A 17,972-nucleotide genomic window follows, 5' to 3' on the forward strand; every position below is an offset into this window, starting at 1 on the left:
GTGTCGAAGGCCGCGGACGAGGAACTGAGCGAGCTCACGAAGGAGCAGCTCACGGGCCATTGTCAGTGGCAGACCCTACGGTGGCGTCATGTCGGAGATCAGGTATGTCCGGGGTGACGCCACCGTTCCGTCGGTCAAAGGCGTCAAGCTGATCGCCCATGTCTGCAACGACTTGGGGGGATGGGGGAAGGGCTTCGTCCTGGCCGTCTCCCGCCGCTGGCCGGAGCCGGAGGCGGCCTACCGCGCCTGGCACCGTGACCGCGCTCGCAACGACTTCGGGCTGGGCGCGGCCCAGTTCGTCCAGGTCGAGCGGTATGTGTGGGTGGCGAACCTGATAGGCCAGCGGGGGATACGGGCCGGCAGCAAGGGCGTCCCCGTCCGCTACGAGGCGATCGACGCCGCGCTCGTACAGCTGGCGGACAAGGCCGCCGAACTCGACGCGTCCGTCCATATGCCACGCATCGGGTGCGGCCTGGCCGGTGGCAACTGGTCACGCGTGGAGCCACTCATCACGCAGCGGCTGGTGCGGCGGGGGACAGCGGTGACGGTGTACGACCACGGGGATTGAGCGCGGGTTCGAGGCTCGGGGCTGAGGGCTCGGGCTGAGGACTCGGGGTGAGGACTCGGGGTGAGGACTCGGGGTGAGGACTCCGGGCCGGGCGACGCGGGCCGAACACGCGGCCGCGCTCGGCCGAAGGGCTACTCGCGCTCGGCTGAGGGGTTACTTCCGAAGGGTTACTTTCGGTCAAGTCTGGCGCAGACGCGCGTTGGTTCGCACGGATGAGCGGGTAAGGCATGGTCATGGACCTCATCCCGTACCCCGTAGGCCCACTCAACCCCAAGGTTCAGGATCTGCTCCTCGCCCTCCCGCTGTTCGCCCTCGTCTACGTACTTCTCGCCCGGGTCTTGCCGCGCGTCAACCGAGTGCTGAAGGAGCGGGACGACGCGATCGAGGGCGCCAAGGGCCGGGCCGAAGCCGTGCGCGCCCGTGCCGAGCAGGAACGCGCCAAGACGGAGGCCCTCCTGGCCGAGGCCCGCCACGCCGCCGCGCGCATCCGTCAGCAAGCTTTCGAACAGGGCACCGCCATGATCGCCGAGGCCCGTGCGGACGGGCAGCGCCGACGCGACGCGATGCTGGCGGAGGGTCGTGCCCGCATCGAGTCCGAACGCATGGCCGCCGAGACCGAACTCCGCATATCCGTCTCGGAGTTGGCCTCGAACCTGGCGAGCCGCATCGTGGGCGAGCGGGTCGTGGCCCCCGCGGAGCAGGGCAACTGACGCCCGATCCTGAACCGCTCCCCGGCCGCCCGTCCTTGAAAGGGCGGGCGGCCGGGGGAGAACGCCGGCCGACAGCCGGAGCGTCGGCTCAGCCGGAGTGGACGTCGTTGGTCGCCGCGATCTTCTTCCACGACCTGGGCTGCGAAGGGGACCCCTTCGCGTCCGCCCCGGCCACCGGCAGCGACGCATCCCGCGCCGCGGGCGCCCCCGGCTTCGACGGCTGGAAGAGCCAGGTGTCGAAGAGCGAGGCAAGCGGCTTGCCGGACACGCTCTCCGCGTACTTCCGGAAGTCGCCGACCGACGCGTTCCCGTACGCGTACTTCTGCGGCCAGCCCTTGAGAAGGGCGAAGAACGCCTCGTCTCCGATCTCGTTGCGCAGCGCCTGGAGGGCCAGCGCACCCCGGTCGTACACGGCCAGGTGGAACTGGTTCTTGGGCCCTGGGTCCCCGGGCTCGACCGTCCAGAACGGGTCGTCGGCGGGATGCGAGGCGTACACGTAGTCCGCGAGCTCCTGCGCCGTCCCCTCGCCCTCGTGCTCGGACCACAGCCACTGCGCGTACCGGGCGAAGCCCTCGTTGATCCAGATGTCCTTCCAGCCGGCCACGGAGACCTTGTCGCCGTACCACTGGTGGGCCAGCTCATGGACGACGACGGAGACGTTCGAGCCGTTCGCGAACTGCCGTGGGCTGTAGAAGGGCCGGGTCTGCGTCTCGAGCGCGTAGCCGGTGTCGGTGTTCGGCACGTACCCGCCGAGCGCGTTGTACGGATACGGCCCGAAGTGCTCGCTCAGCCAGTCGGCGACCTCCCCGGTCCGCTCGATGCTCGCCCGCGCCGCGCCGTAGTTGTCGCCGAGGTCCTTGCTGTACGCGTTGATGACCGGAATCCCGCTCTCGGTCGTCCCGGTCGTGACGTCGAACTTCCCGACCGCCAGCGTGGCGAGATACGTGGCCTGCGGTTTGTTGGACCGCCAGTTGTAGCGGGTCCAGCCGCCCCGCGAACTCATCGACTGGAGTGTCCCGTTGGAGATGGCCTGCGTCCCGTCGGGGACCAGCACCGACACGTCGTAGGTGGCCTTGTCGAGCGGGTGGTCGTTGCTCGGGAACCACCACCAGGCCGCCTCGGGCTCGTTCGCCCCGACACCCCCGTCGGGCGTGCGGTGCCAGCTGGTGAACCCGTACGCCTGCTCGGACGACGGCACACCGCTGTAGCGCACCACGACGCTGATGGCCGTGCCCTTGGGCAGCGGGGTCTTCGGGGTGATCTCGAGCTCATGCTCGCCGGAGGCGGCGAACGACGCCTTCGCGCCGTTGACCCGCACCTCGCTGACGTCCAGCAGGAAGTCGAGGTTGAACCGCGAGAGGTCCTGGGTGGTCCGGGCCAGCAGGGTCGCCGTGCCCTCCAGTTCGTCCGTAGCGGGTTGGTACTTGAGCCGCAGGTCGTAGTGGGAGACGTCGTATCCGCCGTTGCCGTAGGCCGGGTAGTAGGGGTCGCCGATGCCCGGGGCTCCGGGGGAGTAGTCGGCCGCCGTTGCCGGGATCGCCAGCAGCAGGGAGGCGGCGAGCGCGCCGGGGGCGAGGAGTCTGCGGTGCACGTCGAGCTCCAAGTCGTGGGGGCATGAAGTCTGTCGGGAGCCTATTCACTCCCTGTGGCCTCGGGGGTGTCCATGGCCGCCCCTGTCACACGATCGCCATTCGGCCGACATGAGCCATTCGGCCGCACCGGGCCACTTCGCCGCACCGGGCCACTTCGCCGCACGATTGCATTCCTTCGCATGAGTGCTCCAAGCGCCCCCTTTTGCACAGGAGTTGACCGGGGTACCGTCCGCGCATGCCGACACCAGCGCGCCGCATGCGCTTCACGACCTGGAGATCGCTCGCGATGGCGGCCACGGCCGCCTTGATGGCCGCCTTCCTCACCCCCGCCGCCGCACACGGCGCCCCGCGGGAGAGCGCCCCGATCTACTCCTACGAGAGCGCGATCCGCGAATCCGTCTGGGTGGACACCGGCCTCGACGGCGACAGCGACGGGAAGACCGACCGCGTCGCCGTCGACATCGTCCGGCCCCGGGAACTCGCCCAGCAGGGCCGCAAAGTCCCCGTGATCATGGACGCCAGCCCGTACTACTCCTGCTGCGGACGCGGCAACGAGAGCCAGCGCAAGACGTACGACGCGAACGGCAACGTCGTCCAGATGCCGCTGTTCTACGACAATTACTTCGTTCCGCGCGGCTACGCCTTCGTCGGCGTCGACCTGGCCGGAACCAACCGCTCCGACGGCTGTGTGGATGTCGGCGGACGCTCCGACATCCAGTCCGCGAAGGCGGTCGTCGACTGGCTCAACGGCCGGGCCAAGGCCTACACCTCGCGCTCCGGTAGCGACCGGGCCAAGGCGGGCTGGACCAACGGCAGGACCGGCATGATCGGCAAGAGCTGGGACGGCACCATCGCCAACGGCGTCGCCGCCACCGGCGTCGAGGGTCTGAAGACCATCGTGCCGATCAGCGCCATCTCCTCCTGGTACGACTACTACTTCTCCCAGGGCGCCCCGCTCTACGACTCGGGCCCGGACTGGCTCTCCGACTACGTCGACAGCCCTGACGCCCGTACCAAGTGCGCCGCCGTGCAGCAGAAGCTCGTCGACGAGGCGCCGCGCACGGGCGACTGGACCTCGCTGTGGACCGAGCGCGACTATGTGAAGGACGCGAGCAAGGTCAAGGCGAGCGTCTTCCTGATCCACGGCTCGCAGGACCTCAACGTCCGTATGGAGCACGTCGGCCCGTGGTGGGACGCCCTCGCCAAGAACGGCGTCGAGCGCAAGATCTGGCTCTCCCAGACCGGTCACGTCGACCCCTTCGACTTCCGCCGCGCCGACTGGGTCGACACCCTGCACCGCTGGTTCGACCACGAACTCCTCGGCTACGACAACGGCATCGACGACGAGCCCATGGCCGACATCGAGCGCCACCCCGACCAGTGGGTCACCTCCGCCGTCTGGCCGCCCCGCTCCACCCGGGCGACGACCCTGCGTCCGGGCGAGGGCACGCAGGCGGGCGTCGGCACCCTCGGTCTCCGCAAGAGCGAGGGCACCGAGACCTTCACCGACGACCCGCGGCTGAGCGAGACCGACTGGGCGGCGCACATCGACCGGTCCACCGCAGAGAAGGCCGGGTTCGTCACCAAGCCGTTGACCCGGGACCTGCGCCTTTCCGGCTCGTCCAAGGTGACCGTCACCGCCACCCCGACCACCTCGACCGCCCACCTCTCCGCGGTTCTCGTCGACCTCGGTCCGGACACCATCCGCGACTACGCCGCCGCCGGCGAGGGCATCACCACGCTCACCGACCGCACCTGCTGGGGCCCGAGCACGACCGGCGACAGCTCCTGTTTCAAGGCCACGCAGGCGAAGACGACCGCCGTCGACTACACGGTCCTCAGCCGTGGCTGGGCCGACCTGGGCACCTACGCCACCGCCGGGAAGGGCGTCCCGCTCACCCCGGGCAAGGCGTACACGATCACCCTCGACCTGGCCGCGACCGACCACGTCGTCCCCGCGGGCCACCGGCTCGCGCTGATCGTCGCGGGCACCGACAAGGACCTCATCGACCCCCCGTCGAGCACGCCGACCCTGACGCTCGATCTGTCCCGTACGTCGGCCCGCGTGCCGCTGGTCGGCGGCGCCGAGGCCTTCTCGAAGGCGACCGCGGGCTCCACCGCGGCCGAGAGCACATCGGTTCTCGACGGTGTACGCGATCCGCGCACCGCCCTCCGCGTCCCTGGAGACAGACACTGATGACACCCCGAACGCGCGCCCTTGCCGTGGCGGTCATCGCCACGGCTCTGGCGGCCCCCCTGCTGACGACCACACCGGCGTACGCGTCAAAGACCCCGCCCCGCACCGGATTCGAACAGACCGATGGCGCCCGCTGGACCGGCCAGCCCGAGGAGCAGGACTTCCTGGCGGCCGTCGACAAGGCGAGCGACCGGGTGTCCGTGACCCGGATCGGTACGACCAAGCAGGACCGCCCGCTCCAACTCGTCCGCGTCGGCACGCACCGCACGGCGACCACCGTGCTTCTGGTGTGCAGCCAGCACGGCGACGAACCGTCCGGGCGCGAGGCCTGCCTCACCACGATCCGCGACCTGGCGTACGCGAAGGACCAGCGGACCCGGAAGTTCCTCGCCACCACCACCCTGCTCGTCGTGCCCACCGCGAACCCCGACGGCCGTGCCGCTGACACCCGTGGCAACAGCGACGGTGTCGACATCAACCGCGACCACCTCGCGCTGCAGACGGCCGAGGCGCGCGCGATGGCCAAGGTCGTGCGCGACCGCGAGCCCGATGTCGTCTACGACCTGCACGAGTACGGGGCCACACCCAAGTACTACGACAAGGACCTCTTCGATCTCTGGCCGCGCAACCTCAACACGGACGCGGTCGTGCACGACGAGGCTCAGACCCTGTCGCAGGCGTACGTGCGGCCCGCCGCCCAACAAGCGGGGTACACGACGGGCACGTACGGCATCTGGACCGACCCCGTGACCGGCGATCCGATCAAACAGACCGCGGGGGACGGGCAGGAGCGCATCCTGCGGAACATGTCGGGCGTCAAACACTCCGTCGGCCTGCTGATCGAGAGCCGCGTCGACGCCCCGGTCGATGTCGACGAGCCGACCAACAACCGGCGCCGCGTCGACTCCCAACTGGCGGCACTCGGCGGACTGTTCGGCTTCGCGGGAGAGCGGGGCAGAAGAGTCGCGGCGGCGACGGACGCGGCCCGGCTCGCGGGCTACCGCGACACCGGTCCGGTCTACGTCGGCGGCGCGGACAACGACCCGGCCGAACCCTCCGAGGTGATCCAGAACCTGCCCTGCGGCTACCGGCTCACCGCCGACCAGTACGCGGACCTCGGCGACGAACTCGCCCTGCACGGCGTGCGCGTACGGCCTGAGGGCGACGGCGTACTCGTACCGCTGCGCCAGTCCCTGCGCGCCCTCGTCCCGCTGCTCCTCGACGAGCGCGCGCCGTACCACCTCACGGCAGGGGAGCCCGCCCCCGACTGCTGAGGCGCCAGGAGTGGTCTCTCCACGGCGGCCGGGCCTCGCACGGCGCGAGCCCGGCCGCCTCCCGCGCACTCCCAGGGGCGCGCGGGCAGAGCCCACGCGGGAAATATGTCATGCCGTGCTCACATCGCTCCCACTCTGGGGATACTCACAGCATGTCTGCCGAGTACGCGACCTTCGGCCTGGCACCGGCGATGCGTGCCGGTGGAGTCCTCGCCAACGGTGACTACCAAGTGCACCGGGATTTCGTCGACTTCATTGTCGAGGGGCGCCCGCTGCTGTACCAGCTCTCCGACCTCGACGCGGTGTCCCCGCTCGCCTCCGACATACCACCCGCGATCTTCACCGCCCAGGTCCGCAGCCTCCTCCTGGAGGCCGAGGCTCCGCTCGACGGCGGCCGGTACGTCATCTACGGCTGCCCCGAATGCGAGGGCATCGAGTGCGGTGCCGTCACCGCCGTGATCGAAAAGACCGACACCGACGACGACTATGTGTGGCGCGACTTCGCCTGGCAGACCGACGAGCGGGTCGATCTGGACCTCAACGGCTACCACGGCATAGGGCCGTTCCGCTTCCGCGGTGCCGAGTACCGCAGCGCCCTGAACTCCCTGCTCAGCGGTGACTCCGGGGCGCGGCGACGGGTCCTGCTCATCGGTGCCCGCGTCGCCGTGCTCGCCAAGCTCGCCGCCGCCCTGCGCACCATCGGAATCGGTGCCGACATCACCCACGACGCCACGAATGTCCCGGCCGACGAGCTGCGCACCTACGGCGCGGTGGCCTTCGGGCGCGCCGTCGGCGAGCCGGAGCGCGCCGCCGTACGGCAGTCCTTCGAGCGGGCCGGAGTCGAGGTCGCGTACGTCGACGGCCTGGCCCCGATCGTTCCGCTCCTTGTCGCCCAGATAGAACACGCGCTCGATCGCAGCCCCAGTGAGCTGCGCCGTCTCACCCGCCTCGTCGCCGCGGACGGCGAGGCCGGCATCGAGGTCACCTCCACCTGCCGGGTCCAGCTGACCGCGTACCGCCTCGACCGCCTGTACCGCACCCACACACAGGAGGTCTTCGACGGGATCCTGGAGGCGGGCCGGCACCGGGTCGCCCTTGACGCCAAGGCCGTGAAGGGGGAGTCCTTCCTCGTGGCGCGCACGTCGGGGAGCGTGCTGGTGGCGGCGATGGCCCACTGAAATCCGAGGGATGGCCGACTGAACCCGAGGGAGGACCTGCTGAATCCGAGGAGGGCGGCCGGGCCGTTAGGATCGGCCTTCTGATGACTGCCACTCTCGTCGCCAAGAATCTCGCCGCCGGACACGGCGACCGCTCGCTCTTCGCCGGGCTCGACCTCGTGGTCGCGCCCGGCGACGTGATCGGACTCGTCGGTGCCAACGGCGCCGGCAAATCCACGCTGCTGCGGCTGCTCGCCGGGCTGCTCACACCGGAGCAGGGGGAGCTGCGCCTGTCCCCGCCGTCCGCGACCGTCGGGCATCTGCCGCAGGAGCCGGAGCGGCGGGAGGGCGAGAGCGTACGGGAGTTCCTGGCGCGGCGTACGGGTGTGGCCGAGGCCCAGCGGGCGATGGACGAGGCGACGCAGGCGCTGGTCGACGGGGCGCCGGGCGCGGATGACGCGTACTCGACGAGCCTGGAGCGCTGGCTCGACCTCGGCGGCGCGGACCTCGACGAGCGCGCCGAGGAGGTTGCCGACTCCCTCGGGCTCGGTGTCGACCTCGACCAGCCGATGACCTCCCTCTCAGGTGGCCAGGCGGCCCGCGCGGGCCTCGCCTCCCTCCTCCTTTCCCGCTACGACGTCTTCCTGCTCGACGAACCCACCAACGACCTCGACCTGGACGGCCTGGAGCGACTCGAACGCTTTGTGTCCGGCCTGCGCGCGGGCACCGTCGTCGTCAGCCACGACCGCGAGTTTTTGACCCGCACGGTCACCAAGGTGCTCGAACTCGACCTCGCACAGCAGCAGATCACGCTGTACGGCGGCGGATACGAGGCGTACCTGGAGGAGCGCGACACCGCGCGCCGGCACGCCCGCGAGGACTTCGAGGAGTACGCCGACAAGAGGTCCGCGCTCGAAGGCCGCGCCCAGATGCAGCGCTCCTGGATGGACAAGGGCGTGAAGAACGCCCGGCGCAAGGCGAGCAACGACAACGACAAGATCGGCCGCAAGTTCCGCAGCGAGGCCAGCGAGAAGCAGGCCGCGAAGGCCCGGCAGACCCAGCGCATGATCGAACGGCTCGATGTCGTGGACGAGCCGCGCAAGGAGTGGGAGCTGCGTATGGAGATCGCGGCGGCACCGCGCTCCGGCGCGGTCGTCGCCACCCTGCGGGACGCCGAGGTGCGGCGCGGCGAGTTCACCTTCGGTCCCGCGACGCTCCAGATCGACTGGGCGGACCGGGTCGCCGTCACGGGCGCCAACGGCGCCGGTAAGTCGACCCTGCTGGGCGCCCTGCTCGGCCGCGTCCCGCTGGACGCCGGCCACGCGGCCCTCGGCCCCGGCGTGGTCGTCGGCGAGGTCGACCAGGCCCGCAAGCTCTTCCACGGCTCCGAAGCCCTGCTCGACGCGTTCTGCGCGGCCGTCCCCGACACCGAGCCGGTCGAGGTCCGCACCCTGCTGGCCAAGTTCGGCCTCAAGTCGGAGCACGTCCTGCGCCCGGCGGCGACGCTCTCACCGGGGGAGCGCACCCGCTCCGCGCTGGCACTGCTCCAGGGCCGCGGCGTCAACCTCCTCGTCCTCGACGAGCCGACCAACCACCTCGACCTCCCGGCGATCGAACAGCTGGAGTCGGCGCTCGACTCGTACGAGGGCACGCTGCTGCTCGTCACCCACGACCGCCGCATGCTGGACGCCGTCCGCACCACCCGCCGCCTGGAGGTGGCGGCGGGCAAGGTCACGGAACGCTGACCTACGCGGTGGCCAGCCGCCGCGCCATCGTGGGGTAGTCGACGACGTACCCGTCCGCGTCGAGCTCCAGGTCACTGCGGTAGTCGCCGGAGGCGAAGCGGACACGCCCGCCGTCGGCGTGCCGCCCGAGATGCGTGTACGTCTGCTGGGACGCCCGCACCGTCAGCTCCGGCACCGACACCCAGGCCATCAGGAACTCCCGCTCGCCCGGGCCGAGGTGGAGTCCATGGCGCAGCACCGGCATGGTGTTCGTGAGCGGGCACAGGCCCAGGTCGCAGTCGAGGGCTCCGCCGAGGTCGGGCAGCCATTCCCCGTCGGCGGTCCAGTGGCCCTCCCCGTCGTGCCGCAGATCGAGGACGCGCGTGCCCGCGGCCGTCTCGGCCGTCACACGCAGCCGACGGGTCACGAAGCCGTCGGCGGTGTCGAGTTCGTACGAGATCCAGTACGGCTCCGGAGTGGTCCCGACCGCACGTCCGCGCGCCGACAGTGCGCCGGCGCCGGACGTGATCCAAGAGGTCTCGTACCCCTTGCTCTCGGTGACTACCCAGGTGATGACACGCGAAGTGACCATGGGGCCACTTTAGAAGCGCCCTGTAAGGGGCGCGGGGAACTGCGCGCCCAGCCACGCACTACCCGCGCGTCCCCACTGCCTAACGCCTGCCCTTCTTCGGGTCGACAAGCCCCGCACGCCGCAACGCGTCAGCCATCGCACTGTTGGCGGGCGGCGGCGCCGCAGCCTGCCGAGCCCCGCCGCCGGAGGCCCCCGCACCGCCACGCGCCTGCCGCGGCTGCTGCTGCCGCTGCTGCGGCGGACGGCCGCCACGCTGCGGGCGCCCACCCCCACCCTGCTGATCCGCCGGCGCCGCCTCGTCGTCCAGCCGCAGCGTCAGCGAGATCCGCTTGCGCGGAATGTCGATGTCGAGCACCTTCACCTTGACGATGTCGCCCGGCTTCACCACGTCCCGCGGGTCCTTCACGAACGTCTTCGACATCGCCGAGACGTGCACCAGACCGTCCTGGTGGACGCCGACGTCCACGAAGGCCCCGAAGGCGGCCACATTCGTGACGACCCCTTCGAGCACCATCCCGGAGGCCAGGTCGGAGATCTTCTCGACGCCCTCCTTGAAGGTGGCCGTCTTGAAGGCGGGCCGCGGGTCGCGACCCGGCTTCTCCAGCTCCTTCAGGATGTCCGTGACGGTCGGCAGACCGAACGTCTCGTCCACGAAGTCGGTCGGCCTGAGCGAGCGCAGCACACCGGTGTTGCCGATCAGGGAAGCGACCTCGCTGCCCGCCGTCTTCACCATCCGCCGCACCACGGGATATGCCTCCGGGTGCACGCTGGACGCGTCCAGCGGGTCCTGCCCGTCCCGGATCCGCAGGAAGCCCGCGCACTGCTCGTACGCCTTCGGGCCGAGCCGGGCCACGTCCTTGAGGGCCTTACGGGACCGGAAGGGGCCGTTCGCGTCGCGGTGGGACACGATGTTCTCGGCGAGGCCGGAGGTGATCCCGGAGACGCGGGAGAGCAGCGGCGCGGAGGCCGTGTTCACGTCCACGCCCACGCCGTTCACACAGTCCTCGACCACCGCGTCCAGCGACCGGGAGAGCTTCACCTCGGACAGGTCGTGCTGGTACTGACCGACACCGATGGACTTCGGGTCGATCTTCACCAGCTCGGCGAGGGGGTCCTGGAGCCGGCGCGCGATGGACACGGCGCCGCGCAGTGACACGTCCATGTCGGGCAGCTCCTGCGAGGCGAATGCCGACGCCGAGTACACCGACGCCCCCGCCTCGGAGACCATCACCTTGGTGAGCGTCAGCTCCGGGTGCTTGGTGATGAGCTCACCGGCGAGCTTGTCCGTCTCGCGGGACGCCGTGCCGTTGCCGATCGCGATCAGCTCGACCGCGTGCTCCTTGGCGAGCCGGGCGAGCTTGGCGATGGCTTCGTCCCACTTGTTGGCCGGGACGTGCGGGTAGATGACGTCCGTCGCGACGACCTTGCCGGTCGCGTCGACGACGGCGACCTTCACGCCCGTACGGAAACCGGGGTCCAGGCCCAGCGTCGCGCGTGTGCCCGCCGGGGCGGCGAGCAGCAGGTCCCGCAGGTTCGCCGCGAAGACGTTGACCGCCTCGTCCTCGGCGGCCGTCCGCAGCCGCAGCCGCAGGTCGATGCCGAGGTGCACGAGGATGCGGGTCCGCCAGGCCCAACGAACCGTGTCCGTGAGCCACTTGTCGGCCGGGCGGCCGCGGTCGGCGATCTGGAAGCGGTGGGCGACGATCCCCTCGTACGAGGACGGTCCGGGCTGCTCGGAAGGCTCCTCGGGCTCCAGAACGAGGTCGAGGATCTCCTCCTTCTCGCCGCGCAGCAGGGCGAGGGTGCGGTGCGAGGGCAGCTCCTTGAAGGGCTCGGCGAAGTCGAAGTAGTCGGCGAACTTGGCGCCCGCCTCCTCCTTGCCGTCCCGCACCTTGGCGGCCAGCCGGCCGCGCACCCACATGCGCTCACGCAGCTCGCCGATCAGGTCGGCGTCCTCCGAGAACCGCTCGGTGAGGATGGACCGGGCGCCGTCGAGCGCGGCCTGCGGATCGGCGACGCCCTTGTCGGCGTCCACGAAGGCCGCCGCCGCGGCGAGCGGGTCGACCGACGGGTCGCCGAGCAGCCCGTCTGCCAGCGGCTCCAGGCCTGCCTCCCGCGCGATCTGCGCCTTCGTGCGCCGCTTCGGTTTGAACGGCAGATAGATGTCCTCGAGGCGCGCCTTGGTCTCGGCGCCCCGGATCTGCGCCTCGATCTCCTCGGTGAGCTTGCCCTGCTCGCGCACCGATTCGAGGATCGCCGTGCGCCGCTCCTCCAGCTCCCGCAGATAGCGCAGCCGCTCCTCGAGTGTGCGCAGCTGCGCATCGTCGAGCATCTCGGTCGCTTCCTTGCGGTAGCGGGCGATGAAGGGCACCGTCGAACCGCCGTCGAGCAAGTCGACGGCGGCCTTGACCTGCCGCTCCCGTACGCCGAGCTCCTCGGCGATCCTGCCTTCGATGGACCCTACGAGGGGTGTCGTCACGATCCCGTACCGCCTTCTCCACTGAGGTTGCGCGGCAATTGTGGCAGGTGGCACCGACAATGGGGGATCAGGGCGCCGATCGGCGCTGTCAGCCTTTGCCGATCATGCCCTCGGGGAATGCGCCGGCCGCGAGTGCCGCCGTCAGCACACCCAGCGCCAGCTCGGTGAGGCGTGCCACGCCCGCGGCCCCCAGATGCTCGTACGGAGCGCGGTCCAGCCGGTCCGTGCTCGCCTCGATCTCCCTGCGCAGGGTCACGCCCGCCTCCGTCAACTCGCCCTGAGCGTCGAGCAGTCCGCGCTCGCGCAGCCGCCCGATCGCCGCGTCCCAGTCCGTGCGGGACCAGCCGCGCGTGCCCACCGCCCACTTCGGGGCCATGCCCTTGCCGGTCGCGGTGTGGCTCACCAGTGCCTCGACCGGGTCGAGTTCCGCATCGAGCAGCACCGCGAGATGACCGTCGCCCCGGTGCTCGCGCAGCAGCGTGGCGGCGTGCCAGAGCGCGAGATGCGGCGCGTCGGGCACGGGCAGGTCCGCGTGCGCGGCGTACAACGGGCGCGCGGTCCTGCCGCAGGCCTCGGTGGCCCGCAGGGCGAGCTCCGCCGCCTCGGCCACCTCCTTGGATGCGACGACATCCTCGCCGAGCAACCGCCGCAGCGTCGCGTCGACGGCACGCGCGCGTGCCGCGAGCACGGTCTGGGGCGAGGCCGCCCGCCACACGTCGGGCAGGTGCTTCGCCACCAGCTCGTGGCGGAAGTTGTAGAACGTCGCCGTCACCGTGCCCGGACCCACCGGCCCCATGGCCGCCGCCCGCACGGCGAAGTACGCGCCCCGCTCGTCCTCGATCCCGACCGCGGCCAGCTCCCGCCCCAGGTCAGGCGAGAAGTAGTGCGTCGAGTGCAGCGGATTGAGGACGTTGTGGCAGCGCCGCGCGGCGCGCTCCGGCAGAGGAGTGGTCATGCCCAGCACGTTACCGACTAGTCGGTACGGGAGGAATGGCAGGGCGCGTCATGGCAGGAAAAGAGGGGTATTCGTCATTGCGGCCGTGGCGCCGACGGCCAAGAATCGAGAACATGCGAACCGTCCTCGTCGTTCTCTTCGACGACGTGCAGAGCCTCGACGTCACCGGCCCCGTGGAGGTCTTCGTGGGTGCCGAGACCTACCGTGGCGGCTCGTACCGCGTGCGCACCGCCTCCCTGGACGGCGCGCCGGTGCGCGCCTCCAGCGGTCTCACCGTCGTCCCGGACCTCGCCCTCGCCGACGCGCCCACCCCGCACACCCTGCTCGTCCCGGGCGGCCGAGGCACCCGGCACCCCGACCCCTGTCTGACCGACTGGCTGCGTGCGCACGGCCCGCGCGCCGAGCGCCTGGTCTCCGTCTGCACCGGTGCCATCCTGCTCGCCGAAGCGGGTCTCCTGGACGGCCGCCGCGCGACGACCCACTGGGCTTACTGCGACAAACTCGCCCGCGACCATCCGGCCGTCGAGGTCGACCCCGACCCCATCTACGTGCGCGACGGCCAGGTGTCCACCTCCGCCGGAGTCACCTCGGGGATCGACCTCGCCCTCGCGCTCGTCGAGGAGGACCTGGGCCGCGAGGCCGCGCTCACCGTCGCCCGCCACCTGGTCGTCTTCCTCCGGCGCCCGGGCAACCAGTCCCAGTTCAGCGCCCAGCTGACCGCGCAGACGGCACAGCGCGAACCGCTCCGCCACGTCCAGCAGTGGATCACCGAACACCCCGGCGACGACCTGTCCGTCGAGTCGCTCGCCGCCCGCGCCCGGCTCTCACCCCGGCACTTCGCCCGCGCCTTCCAGGACGAGACAGGCATGACACCGGGCCGCTACGTCGACCGGGTCCGCCTCGAACACGCCCGGCGTCTGCTGGAGGACACCGCCGACGGTGTCGAGGAGATCTCCCGCGCGTGCGGCTACGGCACACCCGAGGCGATGCGCCGCGCCTTTGTGAAGGCGCTCGGCTCGGCGCCCGCGGAGTACCGGCGCCGCTTCCGTCCCGCCCCCACCCGTTGACCTGTCCTCACCCGTTGAAAGGACCCCGATGCAGATCGCCATCGTCCTCTACGACCGCTTCACCGCCCTGGACGCCGTGGGACCGTACGAGGTCCTCGGCCGCCTGCCCGACGCGGACACCGTCTTCGTCGCCGAGCGCACCGGCCCCGTCCGCGCCGACACCGGCAATCTGGCGCTGACCGCCGACAAGACCCTGGCCGAGGTGGCGCACCCGGACATCGTGGTCGTCCCGGGCGGCCCGGGCCAGTTCCAGCAGATGGACAACGAGGTCCTCCTGGACTGGCTGCGCGGCACCGACAGCACCAGCGTCTGGACGACCTCGGTGTGCACCGGCTCCCTGCTGCTCGCCGCCGCGGGGCTCCTCGACGGCCGCCGGGCCACCTCCCACTGGCTTGCCCTTGACCTCCTCAAGCAGTTCGGCGCCGAGCCGACGCCGGAGCGGGTCGTGTTCGACGGCAAGTACGTCACCGCGGCCGGCGTCTCCTCCGGCATCGACATGGGGCTCACCCTCCTCGGCAGGATCGCCGGCGACGAGCACGCCCAGGCCGTCCAGCTGCTGACCGAGTACGACCCGCAGCCGCCCTACGACGCCGGATCCCCCGCAAAGGCGCCCGCGCACCTCGTCGAGGAGTTCCGCACGAGCAGCCGCTTCAGCCTCACGTAGTCCGGGTGAGCAGCCGCTTCAGCCTCACGTAGTCCGGGTGAGCAGCCGCTTCAGCCTCACGTAGTCCGAGTGAGCAGCCGCTTCCGCCTCAGGTGGTCCGGGTGAGCAGTCGCTTCCCCCTCACGTGGTCCAGGTGAAACGCGGCTGCCTGCGCTCCAGGAACGCGGCGACGCCCTCCGCGGTGTCGCCGCTGCCCAGCGCCTGCTGAGCCCAGTACACGTCCCGGTCCGTCCGCCCGTTCGTGAACTCCTTGGCGGCCGCCTGCGTCAGCAGCGACCGCGCGGCCAGCACGCGCGTGAAGTCCCCGACCCGCTTGCCGAGTTCCCCCTCGGGCAGTACCTCGTCCACCAGACCCGTGCGCAACGCCCGCTCCGCGTCGATCAACTCGCCCGAGAACAGCAGATACTTGGCCGCACCCGGACCCACCAGCGAGACCAACCGCCGGGTGGAGGACGCCGGATAGACGATCCCCAGCTTCGCCGGAGTCACCCCGAACAGCGACTCCTCCTGCGCGAACCGCAGATCACAGGCCGCCGCGAGCTGGGACCCGCCGCCCACGCAGTACCCGCGGATCGCGGCCAGCGTCGGCTTGGGGAACGCGGCCAGCGCCTCCTCGGCGAGCACGGCGAGACTCTGTGCCTCCTCCGGGGAGCCCCGCAGCGTCGAGATGTCGGCCCCCGCGCAGAACGTGCCGCCCTCGCCGGTGAGCACGAGCGCGCGCACGGCGGGGTCGGCGGCCAGCCCGTCGAGCAGGGGTGGCAGCGCCCGCCACATGTCGGCCGTCATGGCGTTGCGTTTGGCCGGGTGGTGGATGACGACGGTGGCGACCCCGTCGCCCACACTGTGCAGCAGCTGCGGCTCCATATGCCGGATGCTATCCGTACCCGTCGAACGTACGATCAAGGAGGGAACAGGCGCGAGGAGGCGCTGATGGCCAAGTCCAAGGTGGCCGGGCCGAAGGGCGAAACCGCCCGGCTCACCCGCAGTTTTGGGTGGCTCGCGGCGCTCGGCGTGATCCTTGTGATCGCGGGACTTGTCGGGCTCGTCTACACCGGGGTCGCCACGCTGACCTCGATGATCCTGTTCGGCTGGCTGCTCCTGATCGGTGGCGCGGTCGGACTGCTGCACGCGATCCAGGCGCGCGGCACCAACTACTTCTGGCTCGGCGTGGTGGTAGCCGCCCTGAACATCGCGGCGGGCGTGGTCGTCATCCGGCAACCGGACGCCGCGGCCGAGGCGCTCACGATGTTCGCCGCCCTGCTGTTCCTGACCGGCGGGGTGTTCCGGCTGGTCGGCAGCCTGGTGGTGCGTGGCCCACAAGTCGGCTGGACGCTCCTGCAGGGCGCGTTCGGCCTGCTCCTCGGCATCCTGGTGCTGGCTTCCTGGCCGAGCAGCAGCAAGTACGTCATCGGCTGCTTCTTCTCACTCGCCCTGCTCTTCGACGGACTGGGCCTGATCGCCGCGGGCTTCGGCGGTCGGCGCATCGTCAGTCTGGTCTCGGAGAACGAATCAGGCGAGCCCGTGGGCAAACCCGTACAACCCGAATAGTTCGCGAAGCGGACACAACAGCGGCGGTACCAGTCGCACAGTCAACCCTGCCAGGCGCAGACGATCAGAATCCGTCGATACCCGCTTACTTCTGTTCAGGCATCAGGTCCGAACCAGCGCGTTACCAACACTCGACGTGTGGTGACAATCGAGCGCAAGGGTGGCGACCGGACGATGGAGAACCACGGGCGGGGGTTCGACTCCCGTCCCGAAGGCGGCGGGGACGGGCCTCCCGACCGGAGAGCACCGGGTCCGCTGCCGTACGAGGGGGTGTGGCGGTTCACCGCCCCCGCTGTCGACGCCTCGGTTCCGCAGGCGCGACACGCCGTTCGTGACCTGCTGTGGCGCCAGGGTGTGCCGGTCTCGGACGACCTTGTCCAAGGGCTGCTGCTGATCGTTTCCGAACTGGTCACGAACGCCGTCCGGCACGCGGCACTCCTGTCGCCGATGCTCGCCGTGGAGGTCGCCGTCGGCGCCGAGTGGGTGCGGATCTCGGTGGAGGACAACCACCCCTACCGTCCGACGGCCCTGGAGGCCGACCACGGCCAGACCGGCGGCCGCGGTCTGCTCCTGGTGCGGGAGGTCACCAGGGAGTCGGGCGGGGTGTGCGACGTCGAGCACACGGCGAGCGGGGGCAAGGTGATCTGGGCCGCCCTGCCGCTCAGTCCGAGTGTCGTGTAGCGGGACGGGCTACCAGCCCGCGGACGGCCCGGTCAGCTCCCTGATCGCCGGACGGGCCGCGTCCAGGACGGTCATGAACCACGCCGAGAAGGTGTCCTTCGCGTGCCGCTCCGCCAGCTCGGCGGCGGTCGCGAAGGCTGTCGCCCCGACCTCCGCCGGGTCGGGGCGCAGCGGTGCCTGCACCATCCCGACGAAGAGGTGGTTGTACTCCTGCTCCACCAGGCCCGACTCCGGGTCCGGATGGTTGTAGCGGACCGTGCCCGCCTCGGCGAGCAGCGACGGGGAGACCCCGAGCTCCTCGTGCGTGCGCCGGGCGGCCGCCGCGAACGGCGCCTCGCCGGGGTAGGGGTGACCGCAGCAGGTGTTGGACCAGACCCCGGGGGAGTGGTACTTGCCCAGGGCGCGCTGCTGGAGCAGCATCCGGCCGCGCTCGTCGAAGAGGAACACGGAGAACGCCCGGTGCAGCTGCCCCGGCGCCTGATGGGCGGCGAGCTTCTCCGCCGTGCCGATCGTATTGCCGTCCTCGTCGACCAGCTCGAGCAAGATCGCTTCAGCGGTGCCGTTCGACGAACTGTGCGTCGCGGTGGCAGGTGTGATCGGCATACCCATCCTTCGCATCGGTCTTCGAGCCCCAAGTCTGCCGTACGAAACCGGCACTCCCGGCACTTCGCTGCTCCCCGCATGTCCCGCCCCGGGCTCCCGGGGCGGAACACGCGGACGACGTACGTCAGCTGCCGCCGGCGGCCGGATACCTGATCGTGCCC

Annotated in this window: 16 protein-coding genes; 10 read left to right on the plus strand and 6 right to left on the minus strand. The window is 70.8% G+C overall.

The window, feature by feature from the left end:
- Positions 1-88: 88 nt before the first annotated feature.
- A complete protein-coding gene (locus AB0D57_RS01920; RefSeq protein WP_362065912.1) occupies positions 89-568 on the plus strand; it encodes a macro domain-containing protein in 480 nt (159 codons plus the stop codon).
- A 233-nt stretch (positions 569-801) separates the two neighbouring features.
- Positions 802-1,278: a hypothetical protein gene (locus AB0D57_RS01925; RefSeq protein WP_362065914.1), complete on the plus strand. Its 477-nt coding sequence runs from the start codon at positions 802-804 to the stop codon at positions 1,276-1,278.
- 88 nt (positions 1,279-1,366) lie between these two features.
- Here the strand turns inward: AB0D57_RS01925 and AB0D57_RS01930 are convergent, their stop codons facing one another.
- Entirely contained in the window at positions 1,367-2,869 is a 1,503-nt protein-coding gene (locus AB0D57_RS01930; RefSeq protein ID WP_362065916.1) for a M1 family metallopeptidase, read from the minus strand.
- Between the two features lie 236 nt (positions 2,870-3,105).
- Between AB0D57_RS01930 and AB0D57_RS01935 the strand changes: the two genes are divergently transcribed.
- From AB0D57_RS01935 to AB0D57_RS01950, 4 genes are all read left to right on the plus strand, one after another.
- Positions 3,106-5,067 (plus strand): Xaa-Pro dipeptidyl-peptidase, encoded by a 1,962-nt coding sequence (locus AB0D57_RS01935; protein WP_362065918.1) that lies wholly within the window; start codon positions 3,106-3,108, stop codon positions 5,065-5,067.
- A complete protein-coding gene (locus tag AB0D57_RS01940; protein ID WP_362065920.1) occupies positions 5,067-6,341 on the plus strand; it encodes a M14 family metallocarboxypeptidase in 1,275 nt (424 codons plus the stop codon). Before AB0D57_RS01935 ends, AB0D57_RS01940 begins: the two co-directional genes overlap by 1 nt.
- Positions 6,342-6,493: 152 nt before the next feature.
- Entirely contained in the window at positions 6,494-7,519 is a 1,026-nt protein-coding gene (locus AB0D57_RS01945) for an oxidoreductase (RefSeq protein WP_362065922.1), read from the plus strand.
- An 83-nt stretch (positions 7,520-7,602) separates the two neighbouring features.
- Positions 7,603-9,243, plus strand: coding sequence for an ABC-F family ATP-binding cassette domain-containing protein (locus tag AB0D57_RS01950; protein ID WP_362065924.1), 1,641 nt, complete (start codon positions 7,603-7,605; stop codon positions 9,241-9,243).
- A 1-nt stretch (position 9,244) separates the two neighbouring features.
- On the opposite strand, the gene AB0D57_RS01955 is transcribed toward AB0D57_RS01950, so the two are convergent.
- From AB0D57_RS01955 to AB0D57_RS01965, 3 genes are all read right to left on the minus strand, one after another.
- Positions 9,245-9,814 (minus strand): putative glycolipid-binding domain-containing protein, encoded by a 570-nt coding sequence (locus AB0D57_RS01955; protein WP_362065926.1) that lies wholly within the window; start codon positions 9,812-9,814, stop codon positions 9,245-9,247.
- Between the two features lie 79 nt (positions 9,815-9,893).
- On the minus strand, positions 9,894-12,293 hold the full coding sequence (locus tag AB0D57_RS01960; RefSeq protein WP_362065928.1) for a Tex family protein: 2,400 nt from the start codon (positions 12,291-12,293) through the stop codon (positions 9,894-9,896).
- An 88-nt stretch (positions 12,294-12,381) separates the two neighbouring features.
- On the minus strand, positions 12,382-13,248 hold the full coding sequence (locus tag AB0D57_RS01965) for a hypothetical protein (protein WP_362065930.1): 867 nt from the start codon (positions 13,246-13,248) through the stop codon (positions 12,382-12,384).
- Between the two features lie 113 nt (positions 13,249-13,361).
- Here AB0D57_RS01965 and AB0D57_RS01970 point away from each other — a divergent pair, with 113 nt between their 5' ends.
- Together AB0D57_RS01970 and AB0D57_RS01975 are read left to right on the plus strand one after the other, a co-directional pair.
- Entirely contained in the window at positions 13,362-14,315 is a 954-nt protein-coding gene (locus tag AB0D57_RS01970) for a GlxA family transcriptional regulator (protein ID WP_362065932.1), read from the plus strand.
- A gap of 28 nt (positions 14,316-14,343) precedes the next feature.
- Positions 14,344-14,979, plus strand: coding sequence for a DJ-1/PfpI family protein (locus AB0D57_RS01975; RefSeq protein WP_362065934.1), 636 nt, complete (start codon positions 14,344-14,346; stop codon positions 14,977-14,979).
- Positions 14,980-15,099: 120 nt separating this feature from the next.
- Here the strand turns inward: AB0D57_RS01975 and AB0D57_RS01980 are convergent, their stop codons facing one another.
- Positions 15,100-15,843: an enoyl-CoA hydratase-related protein gene (locus AB0D57_RS01980; protein ID WP_362065936.1), complete on the minus strand. Its 744-nt coding sequence runs from the start codon at positions 15,841-15,843 to the stop codon at positions 15,100-15,102.
- Positions 15,844-15,909: 66 nt separating this feature from the next.
- Here AB0D57_RS01980 and AB0D57_RS01985 point away from each other — a divergent pair, with 66 nt between their 5' ends.
- Entirely contained in the window at positions 15,910-16,527 is a 618-nt protein-coding gene (locus tag AB0D57_RS01985; protein WP_362065938.1) for an HdeD family acid-resistance protein, read from the plus strand.
- 174 nt (positions 16,528-16,701) lie between these two features.
- The gene (locus tag AB0D57_RS01990) at positions 16,702-17,208 is read left to right on the plus strand and encodes an ATP-binding protein (protein ID WP_362066171.1); all 507 of its coding nucleotides are present in this window, start codon (positions 16,702-16,704) and stop codon (positions 17,206-17,208) included.
- Positions 17,209-17,217: 9 nt separating this feature from the next.
- Here the strand turns inward: AB0D57_RS01990 and idi are convergent, their stop codons facing one another.
- Positions 17,218-17,811: an isopentenyl-diphosphate Delta-isomerase gene (idi, locus tag AB0D57_RS01995; RefSeq protein ID WP_362065940.1), complete on the minus strand. Its 594-nt coding sequence runs from the start codon at positions 17,809-17,811 to the stop codon at positions 17,218-17,220.
- Between the last annotated feature and the right edge of the window lie 161 nt (positions 17,812-17,972).

This window comes from Streptomyces sp. NPDC048275 (genome assembly GCF_040652275.1).
GTDB lineage: Bacteria > Actinomycetota > Actinomycetes > Streptomycetales > Streptomycetaceae > Streptomyces.